The organism is Stenotrophomonas sp. HMWF003 (genome assembly GCF_003061285.1).
Lineage (GTDB): Bacteria > Pseudomonadota > Gammaproteobacteria > Xanthomonadales > Xanthomonadaceae > Stenotrophomonas > Stenotrophomonas maltophilia_AP.
The window spans coordinates 2,696-20,955 of the sequence record NZ_QAIW01000466.1; the positions used below are offsets into that span (position 1 = coordinate 2,696).

General features: G+C 65.8%; 16 protein-coding genes. 6 read left to right on the forward strand and 10 right to left on the reverse strand.

All coding sequences use genetic code 11. From position 1 onward, the window contains the following. Both DBR34_RS20695 and DBR34_RS24575 read right to left on the reverse strand, forming a co-directional pair. Nucleotides 1-1,396: S9 family peptidase (locus tag DBR34_RS20695; protein ID WP_258224218.1), on the reverse strand; the 1,396-nt coding region annotated here is incomplete at its 3' end. Between the two features lie 97 nt (nt 1,397-1,493). Further along, nucleotides 1,494-4,307, reverse strand: coding sequence for a TonB-dependent receptor (locus DBR34_RS24575; protein ID WP_308812572.1), 2,814 nt, complete (start codon nt 4,305-4,307; stop codon nt 1,494-1,496). A 448-nt stretch (nt 4,308-4,755) separates the two neighbouring features. On the opposite strand from DBR34_RS24575, the gene apbC reads away from it, so the two are divergent. Continuing rightward, on the forward strand, nt 4,756-5,613 hold the full coding sequence (gene apbC, locus DBR34_RS20705) for an iron-sulfur cluster carrier protein ApbC (RefSeq protein ID WP_181394093.1): 858 nt from the start codon (nt 4,756-4,758) through the stop codon (nt 5,611-5,613). 400 nt (nt 5,614-6,013) lie between these two features. Here apbC and DBR34_RS20710 read toward each other — a convergent pair whose 3' ends face one another. Further along, nucleotides 6,014-6,871, reverse strand: a complete 858-nt coding sequence (locus DBR34_RS20710) for a hypothetical protein (RefSeq protein ID WP_128098167.1) — start codon at nt 6,869-6,871, stop codon at nt 6,014-6,016. 387 nt (nt 6,872-7,258) lie between these two features. Here DBR34_RS20710 and dcd point away from each other — a divergent pair, with 387 nt between their 5' ends. Further along, complete coding sequence (gene dcd / locus DBR34_RS20715; RefSeq protein WP_038687170.1) at nt 7,259-7,831, forward strand: dCTP deaminase; 573 nt, start codon at nt 7,259-7,261, stop codon at nt 7,829-7,831. 265 nt (nt 7,832-8,096) lie between these two features. On the opposite strand, the gene DBR34_RS21595 is transcribed toward dcd, so the two are convergent. The 3 genes from DBR34_RS21595 to DBR34_RS20725 are packed head-to-tail and all read right to left on the reverse strand — an operon-like array spanning nt 8,097 to nt 9,370. Then, nucleotides 8,097-8,264 carry a DUF5668 domain-containing protein gene (locus DBR34_RS21595; RefSeq protein WP_019182647.1) on the reverse strand — a complete coding sequence of 56 codons (168 nt, stop codon included), beginning with the start codon at nt 8,262-8,264 and terminating at the stop codon, nt 8,097-8,099. Nucleotides 8,265-8,279: 15 nt separating this feature from the next. Next, nucleotides 8,280-8,702: an HIT family protein gene (locus tag DBR34_RS20720; protein WP_128098168.1), complete on the reverse strand. Its 423-nt coding sequence runs from the start codon at nt 8,700-8,702 to the stop codon at nt 8,280-8,282. Continuing rightward, complete coding sequence (locus tag DBR34_RS20725; protein WP_128098169.1) at nt 8,699-9,370, reverse strand: dienelactone hydrolase family protein; 672 nt, start codon at nt 9,368-9,370, stop codon at nt 8,699-8,701. Before DBR34_RS20725 ends, DBR34_RS20720 begins: the two co-directional genes overlap by 4 nt. A 204-nt stretch (nt 9,371-9,574) precedes the next feature. Here DBR34_RS20725 and rimO point away from each other — a divergent pair, with 204 nt between their 5' ends. Further along, nucleotides 9,575-10,939 carry a 30S ribosomal protein S12 methylthiotransferase RimO gene (gene rimO / locus DBR34_RS20730; RefSeq protein WP_128098170.1) on the forward strand — a complete coding sequence of 455 codons (1,365 nt, stop codon included), beginning with the start codon at nt 9,575-9,577 and terminating at the stop codon, nt 10,937-10,939. Beyond that, the gene (locus DBR34_RS20735) at nt 10,936-11,820 is read left to right on the forward strand and encodes a DUF3025 domain-containing protein (RefSeq protein ID WP_258224219.1); all 885 of its coding nucleotides are present in this window, start codon (nt 10,936-10,938) and stop codon (nt 11,818-11,820) included. The genes rimO and DBR34_RS20735 overlap by 4 nt, the downstream gene beginning before the upstream one ends. 136 nt (nt 11,821-11,956) lie before the next feature. Here the strand turns inward: DBR34_RS20735 and greB are convergent, their stop codons facing one another. Both greB and DBR34_RS20745 read right to left on the reverse strand, forming a co-directional pair. Next, nucleotides 11,957-12,463, reverse strand: a complete 507-nt coding sequence (gene greB, locus DBR34_RS20740; RefSeq protein ID WP_128098171.1) for a transcription elongation factor GreB — start codon at nt 12,461-12,463, stop codon at nt 11,957-11,959. 9 nt (nt 12,464-12,472) lie between these two features. Then, nucleotides 12,473-13,978 (reverse strand): helicase HerA-like domain-containing protein, encoded by a 1,506-nt coding sequence (locus DBR34_RS20745; protein WP_128098172.1) that lies wholly within the window; start codon nt 13,976-13,978, stop codon nt 12,473-12,475. 134 nt (nt 13,979-14,112) lie between these two features. Between DBR34_RS20745 and DBR34_RS20750 the strand changes: the two genes are divergently transcribed. Both DBR34_RS20750 and DBR34_RS20755 read left to right on the forward strand, forming a co-directional pair. Next, nucleotides 14,113-15,717, forward strand: coding sequence for a transglycosylase SLT domain-containing protein (locus DBR34_RS20750; protein ID WP_128098173.1), 1,605 nt, complete (start codon nt 14,113-14,115; stop codon nt 15,715-15,717). Between the two features lie 85 nt (nt 15,718-15,802). Then, nucleotides 15,803-16,144: a ribonuclease E inhibitor RraB gene (locus tag DBR34_RS20755; protein WP_128098174.1), complete on the forward strand. Its 342-nt coding sequence runs from the start codon at nt 15,803-15,805 to the stop codon at nt 16,142-16,144. 82 nt (nt 16,145-16,226) lie between these two features. On the opposite strand, the gene asd is transcribed toward DBR34_RS20755, so the two are convergent. Continuing rightward, nucleotides 16,227-17,069 (reverse strand): archaetidylserine decarboxylase, encoded by an 843-nt coding sequence (gene asd / locus DBR34_RS20760; RefSeq protein WP_128098175.1) that lies wholly within the window; start codon nt 17,067-17,069, stop codon nt 16,227-16,229. Then, complete coding sequence (locus DBR34_RS20765; protein WP_128098179.1) at nt 17,066-17,716, reverse strand: SCO family protein; 651 nt, start codon at nt 17,714-17,716, stop codon at nt 17,066-17,068. Before DBR34_RS20765 ends, asd begins: the two co-directional genes overlap by 4 nt. Nucleotides 17,717-18,260: the final 544 nt, after the last annotated feature.

An 18,260-nucleotide genomic window follows, 5' to 3' on the forward strand; every position in this document is an offset into this window, starting at 1 on the left:
ACCCGGCCGAACCACGGAAGTTCACCTGCAGGGTGGCATAGCCGCGGTTGGCGAACAGCTGTGCTTCGGGGTTGAAGCCCCAGTTGTCGCGCGGGCCGATCGGGCCACCGTGCGGGTTCACCACCAGCGGCAGGTTCTTGCCGTCCGACCCGTTGGGCAGGGTGAGGTAGCCGAACACCTTCTTGCCGTCGCGGGTGGTGATGCTGAAGGGCTTGATCGACGCCATGTTCTTCTTGTCGATCTGCGGACGGCGCGACATCAGGAAGCGGGCCTTGCCGGTGTCGCGGTCGTACAGGTACAGCTCGCCCGGATTGTTGTCGCTGTAGACGCTGACGATGATCTTCCGGCCATCCTGGGTGTAGCTGGAGAAGTCGACCATCTGCCCCTCGAAGGCCGCGGCCAGCGAGGCGTACAGCTCGGCGTCGGGATGGTTTTCGTCGATCAGCTTCACCGCCGGCGCGGCCGCCTCGGTAACCACGCCCACCAGCGTGCTCTCATCGGTGGACCAGATGTAGTTGGACACCTCCGCGGTGGGGTCCTGGAACAGCGACTTGAACGCGCCGGTGGTGGTGTCCAGGGTGCCGACGGCCGCCGGTGCCTTGTCGTCGTCCTGGGTGGCGTAGACGGTGCCGGTGTTGGTCGTGGTGATCACGTCCAGGTGCTTGCCGTCCGCCTTGGAAGCATTGAGCAGCGTCCAGCCGCTGCCATCGCGGCGGTACAGTTCGCTGCGCTCTTCGTACTCGCCTTCCTCGTTCTTGCTCGAGGTGCACACCGCGAAGCGCGGCTCCTTGGCGGCATCCAGCGCGATGCTGCAGTTTTCCTTGGGCGCGCGGCCCAGCGACGTGCGCCGGCCGCTGACGGTATCCATGCGCACCACTTCGGTGTTGGCACCTTCAGACGAACGCGCCGACGTCACCTGCATGATGACGTTCTGGTCGTCGTCCTTGAGGGTGTCAAGCAGCGAGAAGCTCTCGCGGCTGACTTCCTTGCCGCGCTGGGTGGCATCGCGGGTGCCGTAGTAGATCAGCGGGCGGGGCTGGCTGCCATCGGCATTGACGGCATACCACTCGCCGGTGGACATCGGCGAGGCATAGCCGCCGAGCTTCTTGACCGCGTTGAACAGCAACCGGTCCGGGCTGGTCCAGTAGAACGAGCCGACGCTCTTCTTTTCCGGCAGCGTGTTGACCTTGATCGGCTTCAGGTCGCTGGTGCGGATGACGGTCAGCACGTCCTGGTCACCCTGGTCGACGGTGATCGCCAGGTACTCGCCGGTGGGCGAGATCTTGACCGAGCTGTAGGAAGCATGCCCGACGAAATCCTTGACGGGCTGTTGGGGGGCGGCGGCCTGCGCCGACGGGGCTGCGGTCGACACGACCAGCGCCAGGAGGGGCAACATGCGCTTCATACGCATTCTCCAGATGGATGAGACAGGTTTCATGTCCTGCAAAGCGAAGAGCCCGGCAAGCCGGGCTCTTCGATGCAACGGGGAGCGATCAGTTCAGCTTGTACTCGAACTGCACGAAGACCTCGCGGCCGATCGGGCTGTAGTTGTAGAAGAAGAACGGGTACGTGTTGTAGGTGTCATCCTTGGGCGACATTTCATCGAAGACGTTGTTCACGAACAGACCGATGGTGGCCTTGTTGGTGACCTTCTTCTGGATGTTGGCGTTCCAGACCACGTACGAACCGATGCGGCCGGTTTCAGCCCAGTTCGGCAGCGAGCCCCAGCGGTAGCCGTACACGGTGGTTGCCCAGTCGTCGCGTTCCCAGCTGGCGGTCCAGTTGATGCGGCTGCGGAAGTTGAAGAACTGCTTGTGGTCACGCACGTTGCGCGTGCCGCTGCCTGGGAACTCCTGGTCTTCCAGCTTCAGCACGTGGGTCCAGTTCAGGCCCAGGTCGAAATCGCCCCAGCGGTCGGTATCGATCTTGTACTTCCACGCCACGTCCAGGCCGGAGGTCTTCTGGTTGGCCTGGTTGAACGGCACCGAGTGGTACTCGACCACGTACTCGTCTTCACCGGTGGTCGGGTTGATGCCGTCGCGACCGACCAGGCTGCGGAAGTAATCGCAGGCGGCCGAGGTGCCATCCACCGGCTGGCCGTCGCGGGTCTGGCCCAGGCGGCAGTCGGCTTCATTGCGCATCAGGTAGCCGAACGAGATGTCCTTGACCGCGCCCTTCAGCTCGATGTTGTAGTAGTCCACGCTCAGCGACATCTGGTCCATCACGTCCCAGACGAACCCGACGGTGGTCGACTTGCCGGTCTCTTCCTTCAGGTTGCGGTTGCCCTGGCGATCGCCCTGGATGGAGTAGGTGTAGTCGGTGCCCGAGCCGCAGTCGGTGTTGTTCAGCGGGTCCAGGCCGTCACGACGGCAGCGGTATTCGTCCAGCGCGCCGTTGAGGAAGAAGCCCGACGGCTCGGCGAAGATGTAATGCATGTCCGGCGCACGGAAGCTGGTGGCATGGGAGCCGCGCAGCAGCAGGCTTTCGAACGGGCGGTATTCCAGGCCGGCCATCCAGGTGGCGGCACCGTCGACCGAGCTGGCGTCGTCGTACTTGTCGTAACGACCGGCCAGGTTGGCCTTCAGGGTGCTGACGATCGGGATGCTGAACTCCAGGCCCACCGCGTAACGGTTGCGATCGCCGCCGCCGCCGGTTGCGGTACGGCCGAGCGGGCCACCGGTGCCGGTGTAATCCTGGGCCATGCGTGCATCGGGCGACACGTCGTACTTCTGCTGCGCTGCTTCCAGCACGCCGGCCATGGCCAGCGGGCCGGCGGGCAGCTCGAACAGGTCGCCGCTGACGCCGAAGGTGGCCTGCGAGGCCTGCGACGACGAGGTGCTGGAGAAGTTGTCGCTGAAGGCGGCAACGTCTTCCGGCGACAGCGGGTTCAGCAGGCGGTCGACGTTCAGGCGGTAGATCGGCAGCCCGTTGGGACGGGTGCCCAGCTGCGGACCGTAGAAGAAGTCGCGGATGCGGCTGGCGACCGGCCAGTTGAAGTTTTCATCGGCGGTGTAGCGCGAGTGGGACACGGTGGCGTCCCAGTCGAACTTCTCGCCGAAGTTGCCGCGCAGGCCGAAGGCCACGTCCAGCGACTTCTCGACGAAGTTGTTCTGCGCACCGATGCTGCCCACTTCGGACGGGGTCAGGATGCGCTGCACGTTGCCGACGGTGCCGCCGAACTGCGGGTCGTAGTGGTTGGTGATGCCCAGGGCCGCGCCGCTGGCGAAGAAGCGGGTGGCGCCGGCCAGCTTGGCTTCCGAGCGCGAGGCACTCAACTGGCCCCAGGCCTGCGTGCCACCGGTGAAGTCGTAGGTGCCGTACAGGTAGCCGGACTGGGTGCTGTCGGAGTTGCGGATCGACTGGGTGGCCGGGTAACCGAAGTAACCGCAGCGGTTCGGCGCGGCGGCCGACGGCGCGGACTTGTAGGTTTCAAAGTCGGCAAAGCGACCGCAGACCTCTTCCAGGCCGCCCGGGGCCGGCCATTCGCGAATGGCGCCGGCGCCACGGTTGACGGTGAAGCGCACCGATTCCACCGCGGTGGCGTCGGCCGGATCAACCGACGGGTCGTCACGGTAGGAGTCCATGAAATCGCGCTGGCTGGCGTAGATCGCCTCGCGCTCCAGGGCCTCGAAGGCGTACGTCACGCTCCAGTTGCTGCCGGTCTTGCCGCCCACCCACTGGAAGCGACCCGAGTCACCGCCACCCTGGGTGGTGGTGCCACCGCGCAGGGTGACCGTGTCGCCCTCGAAGTTGGTCTTCATGATGATGTTGACCACGCCGGCCACGGCGTCGGAGCCGTAGATGGCCGATGCGCCGCCGGACAGGATTTCGATGCGGTCGATGGCGGCGGCCGGGATGTTGGCCAGGTTCACCGCGTTGGACTGACCGTTGTAGGGCAGCGGGTAGTCGGTGGCGCGGCGGCCGTTGATCAGCACCAGCTGATAGCCCGGGCCGAGGCCGCGCAGGTTCAGGAAGCTGGCGTTCTGGGTGAAGCCGCCGGACAGTTCGTTCTGCACCGAACCGGTGAACTGGCTCAGGGTGGTCAGCGCGTCATAGACGGTGTTGAAGCCCTGCTTTTCGATGTCCTGCGAGGTCACCACGACTACCGGAGCCGGGCCTTCCACTTCGGCGCGCTTGATGCGCGAGCCGGTCACGGTGACCTTGTCCAGCTGCGTGGCGCCGCGGGTTTCGCTGCCCGACGCGCTGCTGCTGTCCTGGGCGAAAGCCGGTGAGATGGCCGATACAACCAGGGCCGTAGCCATGGCAAAGCTCAGCGGGTTGCGGCTGAGCAGGGTGCGGTTCGTCATTGGTGAAACCCCCTAAAAGTCTTTTTTTGCACCGGGCGCCTGCCGGGCATTGCACCCGTGGCCGACGTCCTTGTGCCCCTTCGAGGTCTCGCTGAGAGGCCTCTTCACCAGCATCACGCGCTGATGACCCGAGATTAACATAGGCTTAACTTGTCGTGTCAACTGTTCATCAACGCGTCATAAAGACATGATCGGCAAACCGTTGCAGGACAAGGGAATTCGGCCTCGAAGCACCTCAAGTGGTTGATTTGAAGGGAATAGTTTCGTTTGAAACCTTGGGATGGGCCGCGCTCCCTTGTCCTGATGCTGTCCGTGGACATCGCGCCGCCGGGTGGGGTTGTGTTCAGGCTGGCGGCGTGCCAGCTGCCCAGCGTGGCGCGCGCCACGGGCGTGGATGGCGGCTTGTATACTGCGCAGTTCAGCGCAATCGCTTCTTCGGAGTCATGCAGTGAGCCCCAGTCAGTCGCGTCGTCCCCACGCCAGCCAGGTGCAGAAAGGGCTCAGCCCGCATCCGCGCATCCGCAACGTGATTGCCGTGGGATCGGGCAAGGGCGGCGTGGGCAAGTCCACCACGGCGGTGAATCTGGCCGTGGCGCTGGCCAAGCTGGGCGCGCGCGTGGGTCTGCTCGATGCCGACATCTATGGCCCGAGCGTGCCGGCCATGCTCGGCCTCAGCGGCCGGCCGGAAAGCCCGGACAACAAGTCGATCGAACCGATGCGCGCCTTCGGCGTGGAAACCATGTCGATCGGCTACCTGATCGAAGACGAGACGCCGATGATCTGGCGCGGCCCGATGGCCACCTCGGCGATGACCCAGTTCTTCAATGACACCCTGTGGGATGACCTGGATTACCTGCTGATCGACCTGCCGCCGGGCACGGGCGACATCCAGTTGACGCTGACCCAGAAGATTCCGCTGGCCGGCGCGGTGATCGTGACCACGCCGCAGGACATCGCCACGCTGGATGCCCGAAAGGCACTGAAGATGTTCGAGAAGGTGGAAGTGCCGGTGCTTGGCATTCTCGAGAACATGGCCGTGCACACCTGCAGCAACTGCGGCCACCGCGAACACCTGTTCGGCGACGGCGGAGGCGAGCGCATGGCCGCCCAGTACGGCGTGCCGCTGCTGGGGTCGCTGCCGCTGGAAATCGGCATCCGCGAGCAGGGCGACGCCGGCACCCCGATCACTGCGGCGCTGCCGGACTCGGCAGCCGCCCAGGCCTACCTGCGCGCGGCCGAGCGCCTGATCGAAGAAGTGGGCAAGCGCCCGCGCGCCAGCATCCCGATTCTGTCTTCCCTGATCTGAGCATTGGTTGCTGGGAGAACATCCACCAAGTCCGGCGTTGCCGGGCCTGATGCACTGCGGCCGACGCACTCCATGGCAAGGCTCCCAAGGATGTTCAAGTACATGGAGCAGCTTGTCGTACCCATCGGCACGCCTTGGCAAACGTTGCTGAGGTCGCTGGTCGGCGCACCGTGATCGAACCCGGTGTCAGTTTGGACGCAAAGATCGATGCCCGAATCTTGACTCGCCATCGAAGCTCATTACATCCCTGAAGGGCCAGAAACAGTCAGGGGCGCACCGCGGTGGTGCGCCCCTTGTCCCCTTGGCAGGCCGTCTAACGATGGTCTCAGCCGTCTGAGTCTTCCCCTCTCCAGGCCGAGCAAGGCACCTGCCACAGGGCGGTCGCGAACGTGCTGAGCCCCTATTGTGAGGTGCAGGTCACGGTGACTCGTTCGCCGGTGACCTGTGAACTGCACACCATTCGGCCAGTATTGGGGCCCGTGACGGGAATGCCCAGCATGTTCATCCGATCAAGGAACGCCCACAGGTCTTCCGGGTTGCTGGTGAAGTCATATTCCAGTGATGTACCCACGCCGCCGGCTACGTCCGCAGGCGTCTCCGGGACACGATTGCCCGCGCTATCCCTCACGCTTCCTTTTACGAGACTGAACTTCTTTGTTTCGGGGCTCCAGACATAGGTGGCGGTACTGCCATCTGGCATTCTGACTGTCACAGTGACGGGCGCCGGAACACTGATTCCGAGAAAGCTGAGTGCATTCCAGGCTTCCTGCACCTGTTGGGCATTGGTAGTAGTCAGATACTGCGAAACAGCGTCCTGCTTCTGCGGATACTGGACCAGTTCGTATCCGTTCTGCGGAAGATCCGCGCTCGCAGGCAGGAAGATAGGGGTGGCACCAAGTTGGCGTATCAGGATGATGTAGTCACGGACCTGCTGTTCGACTGGCAGATTATCGACCCAGCGAAACTCCACGCATCCAAACGTCACTTCGATCGGAGAGGGGACGCATGCTTCTTCTACGTTCAAGTAGTCCTTGAAGAGCTCGAACTTTCCAACATTTCCGCCCTGCATGTCGACGAAATAAATAACCTCGTTGTATGGCACTGGCGCGTTGTCCAATGCGAGATAGGCCACTTCTTCCATCTGAGAAATACTGCAGTTGTTGCACTCTTCGACCTTTGCTTCGGCTGCTCCCGACCAGGCAAATCCGGCGGCCAGGAGTAACGAGGCAATCAAGCTTCTACCATGTGCTACGTACATGAATCGTCCTTTTCGTCATGGCGCTCAAGCTGAACGCAACGTGAAGCTAGCATGCGAATTTACTGGAGGCAGGCTGGTCAGGTTGTCAAATTCAATATTCCGTGACGCAATTCACGAACACGCTTCAAAAAAGCTCTCATATCCACTGACATCGAGCTCGGCAGTGAGCCGTCACGATGCAATGCGCGAAGGGTTGACCGGTGCCCTTCTCGTTGGATGGGGGGGGGCGTCGGCGGCGGCGGGTGCCGCGATTGGCAGGCGCCGACTGTTGGACAAGGGCACCCCGCCACGGCGACCACCGTGCGGGCCAGGTTGCTGGCCGCTGCCCTGACGGCTGCTAGAATCGTGCCCCGGACGAGCCCGACCCATTGCACCCCAGGACTGAGCATGAGCATCAAGAGTGACCGCTGGATCCGTCAAATGGCCGAACAGCAGGCGATGATCGAGCCGTTTGAAGCCGGCCAGGTCAAGCAGGCCAACGGCCAGCGCATCGTCAGCTATGGCACCTCCAGCTACGGCTACGACGTGCGCTGCTCGCGCGAGTTCAAGGTGTTCACCAACATCAACTCCACCATCGTCGATCCCAAGCACTTCGACCCGGGCAGCTTCGTGGACATCGTGGGCGATGAGTGCATCATCCCGCCCAACAGCTTCGCGCTGGCGCGTACCGTGGAGTACTTCCGCATCCCGCGTGACACCCTGGTGGTGTGCCTCGGCAAGAGCACCTACGCGCGCTGCGGCATCATCGTCAACGTGACCCCGCTGGAACCGGAGTGGGAAGGGCATGTGACCCTGGAATTCAGCAACACCACGCCGCTGCCGGCGCGCATCTATGCCAACGAAGGCGTGGCCCAGATGCTGTTCTTCCAGGCCGACAAGGACGATATCTGCGAGACGTCCTACAAGGACCGCGGTGGCAAGTACCAGGGCCAGACCGGCGTCACCCTGCCGCGGACCTGATCACGCCCTGCGCGCGCACTGCCGCGTGCCGGGTCTCCAACGCGCGCCCTGCGGTGCGCCCGGTTGCCGAACGCGCGTGCTGCTGCGCGCCTGCTCCCCGACCGGTAGAGCCGACCGTTGGTCGGCTGCGGTTGCGTGATCCGTAACGAGGACCGTCACCCACAAAAAAAGCGCGGAGTACTCCGCGCTTTTTTGTGGCTTGGTCCGGCGTGCGGCGTGGTGACCCAAAGCAGCGGACCCAAAAGCAGCGGACCAACGGTCCGCTCTACTTGCCTCGGCCGAACAGCAGCCCGATGCCCACCGCCACCAGCACCACCGGCCACCAGGTGAGGATCAGCTTCCCCATGTTCATGTTGGTCCAGCCCAGGTTGCTGGCCAGCAGGAACAGGCCGACGAGGATCAGGACGATGGCAGCGACGAGGTTGGAACGCATCAGGGGCAGGGTCCGCTAGGGCTGGGGCGAATATCCTAGCCGTTCCTTCCAGTGCGCGACACGTTCGGCCAGCACCTCCGGATCGAAACGGTGTGCCTGGCCCTGGCCCCACACCGGGCCCGGCCACGCCGGATCGCCCACGTGGCGCCCGATCACGTGGAAATGCAACTGGCGCACGATGTTGCCCAGCGCGCCGATGTTGATCTTCTCCACGCCGTCGGTGCCCTTGAGCGCCTTGCAGGCACGGTTCAACTCGGTGCGCAGCTTGTCCTGCTGATCGCCGTCCAGGTCGATCCATTCGGTGATGCCGGCCAGCCGGGGCACCAGGATCAACCAGGGGTAACGCTCGTCGTTCATCAATCGCACTTGCGACAACGGCCCTTCTGCTACCAGTACGCTGTCGGTGGCCAGGCGTGGATCCAGTTCGAACTCGCTCATCCAAGATGCTCCGCAAAGAAGTCCAGGGTGCGTTCCAGCGCCAGGGTGGCGCTGTCTGGATCATACGCATGTCCGACGCTGCGGTTGAAGGCGTGGTCGGCCGGGTACACGAAGGTGGCCATCTGCGGCAGCTTCTCGCGGTGGGCGGCGATCGCCTCGGGCGGGATGCTCTTGTCCTTGGCCCCGAAGTGGAACATCACCGGGGCCTTGGGTGTTTCGTCCAGGAACTGCACGTTGCGCGCGCCGTAGTAGCTCACCGAGGGCAGGCCCAGCCGCAGCGCCGACAACAGCGCGATGCTGCCGCCCCAGCAGTAGCCCACCGTGCCCACCTTGCCGGCCGGGGCCAGCCGCGAGGCCGCCGCACGGACGATCTCCAGCGCCTTCTCCACGCCCAGCGCGTTCACCCGTTCCAGCCCCTGTTTCACCCCGTCCGGGTCGTAGGGCAGGGCATCCGGGTCGGCCTCGACCCCGTCGATGAGGTCGAAGAACGACGGCGCCAGCACCGCATAGCCCTGCACCGCAAAGCCCTCGGCGACCTCGCGCACGTGCGCGTTCACACCGAAGATCTCCTGGATGACCACCAGCCCGCCACGCGGTTTGCCCGCCGGTGTGGCCTGCCAGGCCCGGACCGGACCGTGATGCGTATCGAGCGTGACCCACTCACCCATGATGCGTGACTCCTGTTGGTTCAGGCGTTCATTATCGGCCGCGCGCCGGTTAGGGCGGTGTCAGCGACCGTGCCGGGTCTGGCGGGATCGGCCCGACACGATTCAGGGCCCGGCCCCCAACGCCGGTATACTTGCCGCCGTTTCCGGCCCCAGGTCCCCACGCCATTCCGGCATGGGCCCAGGCCCCCAGAGTCCCGCGATTCCATGTCCCAGCTGAACCCCAAAGTCGGCTTCGTCAGCCTTGGCTGCCCGAAGGCGCTCGTCGATTCCGAACGCATCCTCACCCAGCTGCGCTCGGAGGGCTACGACATCGTGCCCTCCTACGATGCGGCCGACGTCGTGGTGGTCAACACCTGCGGCTTCATCGATTCGGCCGTGACCGAGTCGCTGGATGCGATCGGCGAGGCGATGAACGCCAACGGCAAGGTGATCGTCACCGGCTGCCTGGGCAAGCGCCCCGAGCAGATCCGCGAGGCGTACCCGAACGTGCTGGCGGTGTCCGGCCCGCAGGACTACATGAGCGTGATGGAGGCCGTGCACGCCGCGCTGCCGCCCAAGCATGATCCGTTCGTGGACCTGGTGCCCGACTACGGCATCAAGCTGACCCCGCGCCATTACGCATACCTGAAGATCTCCGAAGGCTGCAACCACAAGTGCAGCTTCTGCATCATTCCCTCGATGCGCGGCAAGCTGGTCTCGCGCCCGGTCGATGAGGTGCTGCGCGAGGCCGAGCGGCTGGTGCGCGGTGGGGTGAAGGAACTGCTGGTGGTGTCGCAGGACACGTCGGCCTATGGCGTGGACGTCAAGTACGCCGAGCGCATGTGGCGCGACAAGGCCTACCAGACCCGGCTCAAGGCGCTGTGCGAAGGCCTGTCCGAACTGGATGCCTGGACGCGCATGCATTACGTGTACCCGTACCCGCACGTGGACGAGATCGTGCCGTTGATGGCCGAGAACCGGATCCTGCCGTACCTGGACATCCCGTTCCAGCACGCCAGCCCGCGCATCCTGAAGCTGATGAAGCGCCCGGGTGCGGTCGACAAGACCCTCGAGCGCGTGCAGCGCTGGCGCCAGCTGTGCCCGGACATCACCGTGCGTTCGACCTTCATTGTCGGCTTCCCCGGCGAGACCGACGCCGAGTTCGACGAACTGCTGGGCTTCCTGGACGAGGCGCAGCTGGACCGCGTGGGCGCATTCGCCTACTCGCCGGTGACCGGTGCCACGGCCAACGACCTGCCCGATGCCGTGCCGGAGGAAGTGAAGCAGGAGCGCCTTGCACGCTTCATGGCACGCCAGGCGGAGATTTCCGCGGCACGCCTGGAAGCCAAGATCGGCACCGTGCAGCAGTGCCTGGTCGACGCGATTGAAGACGGCATCGCCGTAGCCCGTTCCAAGGCCGATGCACCGGAGATCGATGGCCTGGTGCATATCCAGAATGCCGAGGAGGCCCGCCTGCGCGTGGGCCAGTTCGTCGACGTGGAGATCACCGAGAGCGACGACCACGACCTGTATGGCGATGCGTTGATCGTGGACGCTGCGCGCAAGCCGTTCGACCTGCAGGTGCTGTGACGGCGGCGGCGGCCGATGCCGGTGGCACGCGCCGCCGTTTCATCGCACCGCCGCGTGGCGTGGTGGCGGCGGACGTCTTCGCCCAGCCGCTGTTTGCCGGGTTTTCCGGCTACGCCGACCTGATGACGGCGGCCGACTGGCCGACCGTCCCGGCGCTGGATGCCCGCCTGATGCTGCCGGGCCGCCAGCTGGTCGAGCAGGACGACGCGCTGCTGGCCGACGGCCTGCATTACGAACAACGTATTGCCCAGGGCCGCATTGCCACCCGCGCGGAGAACTGGCACGACCTGTTCAACGCGCTGGTGTGGGCGCGCCATCCGGCCATCAAGGATGCGCTCAACGCGCGCCAGTGCCTGCATATCGGCTGCCACGGTCCGCAGCAGCGCAACCGTGCGCAGGCCGCGCTGACCCAGTTCGACGAAACCGGCGTGATCGTGCGGGTGCGCGATCCGGCGGTGGTGCAGGCCTGGGATCGGCACGACTGGGCGGCGTTGTTCGTGGACGGGGCAGGGCGGTGGCGTAGCGGTGAAATCGCCGTGGCGGCGGTGATCGGCCACGCCTTGATGGAACAGGCGTTGTTGCCAGGGCGTCTGCTGGTGGGCAAGTGCCTGGTGGTGTGCGCCGACGAGGATGCGCGCGCCGTGGCGCAGGCCGCGCAGATGATCCAGAGCGGGCGCGCCCTCAGCGACCCGCTGGAACTGCGGCCGTTGCCGCTGATGGGTATTCCCGGCTGGCATCCGCAGCAGGACGCGGCGTTTTACCGCCAGGCCGATTATTTCCGGCCGCTGCGCGAGGGGAGGCGCTATCCCGCAGCGCAAGGTTGGGTGGGTTCCCAAACAACCACCGATAGCGGTGCAGCGCCCGGTAACGCCGTGCGCTGAACGGCGCAACGCTCTTTTCGGCGATGCTCACGCCGACACCGAACGCGGCATGCTCCATGGCAGTGGATCGGGATGCGACCCTGCCAAAGCGCGTAGTCCTCAACGTCTGGGCGGCGCTGCGACCGGCGCAGACGCTTCAACCCGCGCCGTACTCCACCGCCAGGATCGCAAAGCCGGTGCGCCCGCTGGGCAGCTCGACCTCGAACTCGTCATCCACGCGCTTTTTCAGCAGCGCGCGGGCCAGCGGCGAATCGATGCTGATCCAGCCGGTGGCGGCATCGGTCTCGTCCGGACCCACGATGCGGTAGCGGCTGGTATCGCCGCTGTCCACATTCTCCAGCTCCACCCAGGCGCCGAAGAACACCGCCTGCGGATCGGTCGGGGTGGTGTCGACCACGCGCAGCGATTCCAGCCGCTTGGTCAGGTAGCGCACGCGCCGGTCGATCTCGCCCAGCTGCTTCTTGCGGTAGGTGTATTCGGCGTTCTCCGAACGATCCCCCTCGGCGGCTGCCGCGGCCAGGGCCTTGACCACCTCCGGCCGGCGCACCCGCCACAGGTCGTCCAGTTCCGCTTTCAACCTCTGGTGGCCCTGTGCGGTGATCAGGGCCGTGCTCTTTTCCGCCGGGGGACGCCAACGCGACATCGGTATCGCTCAGCGCTTGCCGCCAAACAGCCCGCCCAGGATGCCGCGCACGATCTGGTTGCCCAGCTTGCTGCCCACTGTCCGGGTGGTCTGCTTGGCCATGGTTTCGATCATGCCCTGGCGGCGCTTGGTGCCGAAGATGGCGTCCTTGATCGACTGGCCGAAGCCGCCTTCCTGCTGCTCGTCCTGCTCACGGGTGCGGGCCTTGGGCGTATCGGCCTGCGCGACCACCTTCTGCGCGCGCTGGGCCAGCAGTTCGGCGGCCGACTCACGGTTGATCGCGGTGTCGTAGCGGCTGCCCACCGGGCTCCCGGCGCGCACCTGGGCGCGTTCGGCCTCGGTGATGGCGCCCATCCGGCAGCGCGGCGGCGCGATCTGGGTCTGCTGCACGGGCGAGGGAATGCCCTTGTCCTGCAGGGTGGACACCAACGCCTCGCCGGTGCCGAGCTTGGCCAGCACGGCGGCCACGTCCAGCTTGGGATTGGGCACGAACGTTTCGGCGGCGGTCTTCACCGCCTTCTGGTCACGCGGGGTGAAGGCGCGCAGCGCATGCTGCACGCGGTTGCCGAGCTGCCCCAGGATGTTGGCCGGCACGTCGTCGGGGAACTGCGAGCAGAAGTACACGCCCACGCCCTTGGAGCGGATCAGCCGCACCACCTGCTCGATGCGCTGCACCAGTGACGCCGGCGCATCGTCGAACAGCAGATGGGCCTCGTCGAAGATGAAGACCAGCTTGGGTTTGTCCAGGTCGCCCACTTCGGGCAGGGTCTCGAACAGTTCCGACAGCAGCCACAGCAGGAACGTCGAGTACAGCCGGGGCTTGAGGACCAGCTGGTCGGCGGCCAGGATGCCGATCACGCCGCGGCCGTCATGGTTGACCCGCATGATGTCGGCCAGTTCCAGCGCCGGCTCGCCGAAGAAGGCTTCGCCGCCGTCCTGCGACAGCCGCAGCAGCGAGCGCTGGATCGCCGCCACCGTCTGCGCACTGACCAGGCCGTACTCGGTGGAGATGTCCTTGCGTTCATCGGCGACCAGACCGAGCAGGGCACGCAGGTCATCCAGGTCCAGCAGCAGCAGGCCGCGGTCGTCGGCCAGCTTGAACACGATGTCGAGCACGCCGGACTGGGTGTCGTTGAGCTCCAGGATGCGCGCCAGCAGCGTAGGACCCATCTCGCTCACGGTGGTGCGCACCGGGTGCCCCAGCTTGCCGTACAGATCCCAGAAGATCGTCGGGCTGGCGGCGGGCGCGTAGTCGGCCACGCCAAGGTCCTTCGCGCGCTGCAGCAGCGCCTCGGTGCCGGCGCCGGGCACCGCCAGGCCGGACACGTCGCCCTTCACATCGGCCAGGAACACCGGTACGCCGATCCGTGAAAAACCTTCCGCCAGGGTCATCAGGGTGACGGTCTTGCCCGTGCCCGTGGCCCCGGCCACCAGGCCATGGCGATTGCCCAGGCGGGGTTGCAGGGTCACGGCGATATCGTCGGTGATGCCTTTGCCGAGCAGGATCGGATCCATGGTCAACTCGCTTGTGCTGGTGCTGTGTGAATGGGCGGGATTCTAAACGTCGGCGCAGGTTGCCGGTCCGACCGGGTTGCCCCGATGCAAGCGGCGCGGCTACTCTGCCCCATCTTTCGCACACAGTGCCAAAAATGCCCGTTCCTGTCTTGCTTGTCCGTGGTTGGCCGCTGTTGGCGCTCGCTGCAATGCTCTCGTTCGTGCCGGAGGCCCATGCACAGAGGGTTTCGGCCCGCGACCGGGTGAAGATCGAGGCGCTGGACCAGCGCATGGCCGCCGCCGAGAAGCGCTATCGCGATGCGCTGGTGCTGGTGGCCAATGCCGATCCCAAGGGCAAGAACGAAGGCGACGCCGCGCTGGAGGACATGGAGGATGTGATCAGCGCCTGTGTCGCCCAGAAGGGCTGCCAGGTCAGCAACATGCTGCCGGCCTACAAGCGCCTGCTGAAAGACAACGCCGACACCCGCGATGGCGAGGGCGACGAACTGGCCAGCGACGGCGGCCTGCTGGAAGCCGACCCGGACCACATCGGCCCGCTGTCGGCCGACGTGCCCGAAGCGGCGCGTGCGGCGGCGCTGCTCAACGACAAGCGCCACGCCTTCGACAACATGGTCGAGTACAACCCGGCGGTGCAGGCCGGCATCCGCCGCTGGCTCACCGACATGCGCCCGGCCCTGATGACCACCTACGAGAACTACCAGAACCTGCGCCAGGTGATGTGGCCCGAGTGGGAGAAGCGCGGCCTGCCGGAGGCGCTGCTGTTCGGGATCATGGCCAAGGAATCCAATGGCCGCGTGCACGCCTCCTCGCGCGCCGGTGCCGCTGGCCTGATGCAGTTCATGCCGGCCACCGGCCGCCGCTTCGGGCTGGGTCCGGATGGCACCGGCTTCGACACCCGCTTCGATGCGCGCAGCGCGGCCGAGGCCAGCGCCACCTATCTCAACGAGCGCATGCGCGAACTCAATGGCAGCGTCGAGCTGTCGCTGGCCGGCTACAACGGCGGCGAAGGCCGCGCCGTGCGCGTGTTCAAGCAGAGCGGCGGCCAGGGCTTCTGGGTGGACAGCGTGTACAACCAGTTCCCCGGTGAAACCAAGGACTACGTGCCGATGGTGATCGCCGCGGCCTGGATCTTCCTGCACCCGCAGCAGTACGGCGTGGAGTTCCCGAAGATCAGCGCGCAGCCGGCGACGATCCGCCTGGCCAAGTCCACCACCATCTACGAGCTGACCATCTGCCTGGGCAGTGCCGGCACCCGCGACGGTTACATGCGCGCGCTGCGCAACCTCAACCCGCGCTACGAGGCCGACGGCTGGATTCCGGCCGGTACCACGATCAACGCCACCACCCGCATCGCCGGGCTGTACAACCGCTACTGCGTGAGCGGCCCGCGCGCGGACCTGGCACGCACCCTGATCACCGCCGATCTCAACGCGGCGATCGTGCGCCCCGCCGCGGCCAGCTACACCGGTAACGTGGCCGTGGGCAGCGTGGTGCCGGTGGCACAGGTGCAGGCCAGCGCAGTGGCCGCTACCCCGGTCGCCCCGGTGGCCACCCCGGCGGCAAAGCCCAAGGCCAAGCCGGTCCGCAGCCACAAAGTGGGCAAGGGCCAGACCCTGGGGTCGATCGCCGACAAGTTCCAGTGCGACGTGCGTGAACTGGCCCGTGCCAACGGCCTCAAGGCCCCGGCCTATGCGCTCAGGCAGGGTCAGGTGCTCAAGCTGCAGGGCTGCGGCAAGTAAGCACACGCCCAATGGAGTAGGCTGCCGGCATCACGCCCGCGGCCACTCCCTTTCGGCCACCGGGTCACGCATACAGGACAAGACGATGGATATCACCGCAATCAACGAGATGTTCGCCAACATCCGCGAAAACACCGATTGGGACCTCAATGGCCCGATGCTGTGGGGCTATTTCTTCGTCAACACCACCCCCGAGCCGCTGAGCGGCCTGGGCGAGAAGCTCGTCGGCATGGGCTACAGCCTGGTCGAGATCTTCGAGCCGGACCTGGAAGAGGGCGAGGCGCCGTACCACGTGCTGCACGTGGAGCGCGCCGAGGTGCACAGCGAAGCCTCGCTGGACGCCCGCAACCAGGAGCTGCAGGCGCTGGCCGAAGCCAATGGCGTGGAAGACTACGACGGCATGGACGTGGGCCCGGTCGAGATCTGACCGCAGCGGATCGCGCACAAAAAACGCCCCGGTTTCCCGGGGCGTTTTTTTGTGCGCGCCGATCACACGCTCGGCACCACCGTCACTTCAGGGTAGCCAGCGCCTGCCCCAACTGCACGGCATGCTCGGCATCCAGGTGCGGGGCGAACTCGGCCACGCCCGGCGGCAGCAGGATGATCACGGTGGAGCCGTAGTTGAAGCGTGCCATCTCCGCGAACCGCTGCAGCGTGATCCCCTTGCCGCGATAGTCCTTGCGGGTAATCGTGTCGCCGTAGGCCGGGATCTCTTCACCGCCCCACACGGTTTCCACGCCGGACACCAGCAGCGCGCCCACCATCACCGACACCATCGGGCCGAAGTCGGTATCGAAATGGCAGACCAGGCGCTCGTTGCGGGCGAACAGGCCGGGTACGTTGTTGACCGCCGCCGGGCCCACGCTGAACAGACGTCCCGGCACATGCACGGTTTCGCGCAGGGTGCCGGTCCACGGCATGTGCACGCGGTGGTAGTCCTTGGGCGACAGGTACACGGTGGCGAACAGGCCGTGGTGGAACACCTCGGCATCCTTGGCGTCGCCCAGCAGTTCGGCGGCGGTGAACGACTGGCCCTTGGCCTGGAAGATGCGGCCGTCCTCGATCGCGCCAAGCTGGCTGATGCGGCCATCGGCAGGCATCACCAGGGTGCGCGGGTCGGGCGCGGCCACGCGGGCGCCGGGCTTGAGCGCACGGGTGAAGAACTGGTTGAAGGTGGCGTAGCTGCGCGGATCGGGGTTGGCGGCCTCGGCCAGGTTGACGCCGAACTTCTCGGTCACGGTGTCGATCAGCCAGCGCGAGATCCGCGGGTTGCTGGAATACGCCAGGCGCCGCGCCATCGAGGACAGGAGGCGGTGGGGCAGGACGTAGCTCAGCGTGGTGGTCAGGCTCATGGTGCGGTTTTCTCGGTCAGCGTCTGCAGGTCGCGGGCAATGGCCTGCGCATTGAAAGGGGGGCGGATCAGGCCGGCAAGTTTGCCGTCCGGGTCGAGCACGGCCAGGCTGGCCGAGTGTTCGAGGGTGTAATCCTGGGGATTTTCATCGAAGTCTTTGCCGGGGACCTTCTGGAACACGAAGCCGAGGGAGGTGGCAAAGCGTTCGAGCGAGGGGACGTCGGCGGTGGCGGCCAGGGTGTCCTTGTGGAAGGCGTGCACGTACTCGCCGAGGCGGGCAGGGGTGTCACGTTCGGGATCCACGGAGATGAAGACAAGGCGGGGGCGGAGGGTTTCGGGCTGGGCTTCCCACTGTTTCTGGGCCTGGGCAAGGTCGGCCAGGGTGGTGGGGCAGACGTCGGGGCAGAAGGTGAAGCCCAGGAACACGAGGGTCCAGTGGCCTTTGAGCTCGCCGGGAATGAGGCGGGTGCCGTCGGACTGGCTGAGGTTGAAGTCAGGCAGGGGCCGGGGCTGGGGGTAGAAGGTGATCGATTCGGTAGCGGGGCGGTCGCTGGCCGGCGTGGGCGCGAACACTTTCTGCGCGGCGACCAGGCCCAGGCCGGCGGCCAGGGCGATGAGCAGGATGATGCCGACGTTGCGATTGAACATGGAAAGCCCGTTCCCGGAAGGGGCCACCATGATAGGGGTGGTGGCGGCGCTGTTGGGTCTTTTGGGGTTGGTTGGGGTTTCTTTTTAAGAGCGGTAAGTCTGAAGCAGAGGCGAAATCTGAAGCCGGAGCCGGAGCCGGAGCTTTGGAGCGGGAGCCTTGGTGTGCGGCGATCGGAGGCGGCGCCGGCACGGGTGGGGTTGCGGGGCACGCTGCAAGTACGTCCATGTAAGCTCCGTCGGCGCATCCATGCGCCTCAGGGCCCCGCAACCCCACCCGTGCCGACGCTCGACAGTTGGCTGGTGCCCCTTGGGTAAAGGCAAGAGCCAAGGCAAGGCCCAAGGCAAGGCCCGAGGCAAGGCCCGAGGCAAGGCCCGAGGCAAGGCCTGAGGCAAGGCCCGAGGCAGGGCAAGGTGTGGCGGGCCAGTGCATTTCACTGGCAGGGCGGTTGGGGTTGGTGCGAGGGGAGGGGGTCAGGTTGTGGGGAAGGTAGGGAGGTGCCGAGCAAGCTCGGCACTACTCCTCCCACCCGTGCGGGCGCAGGAG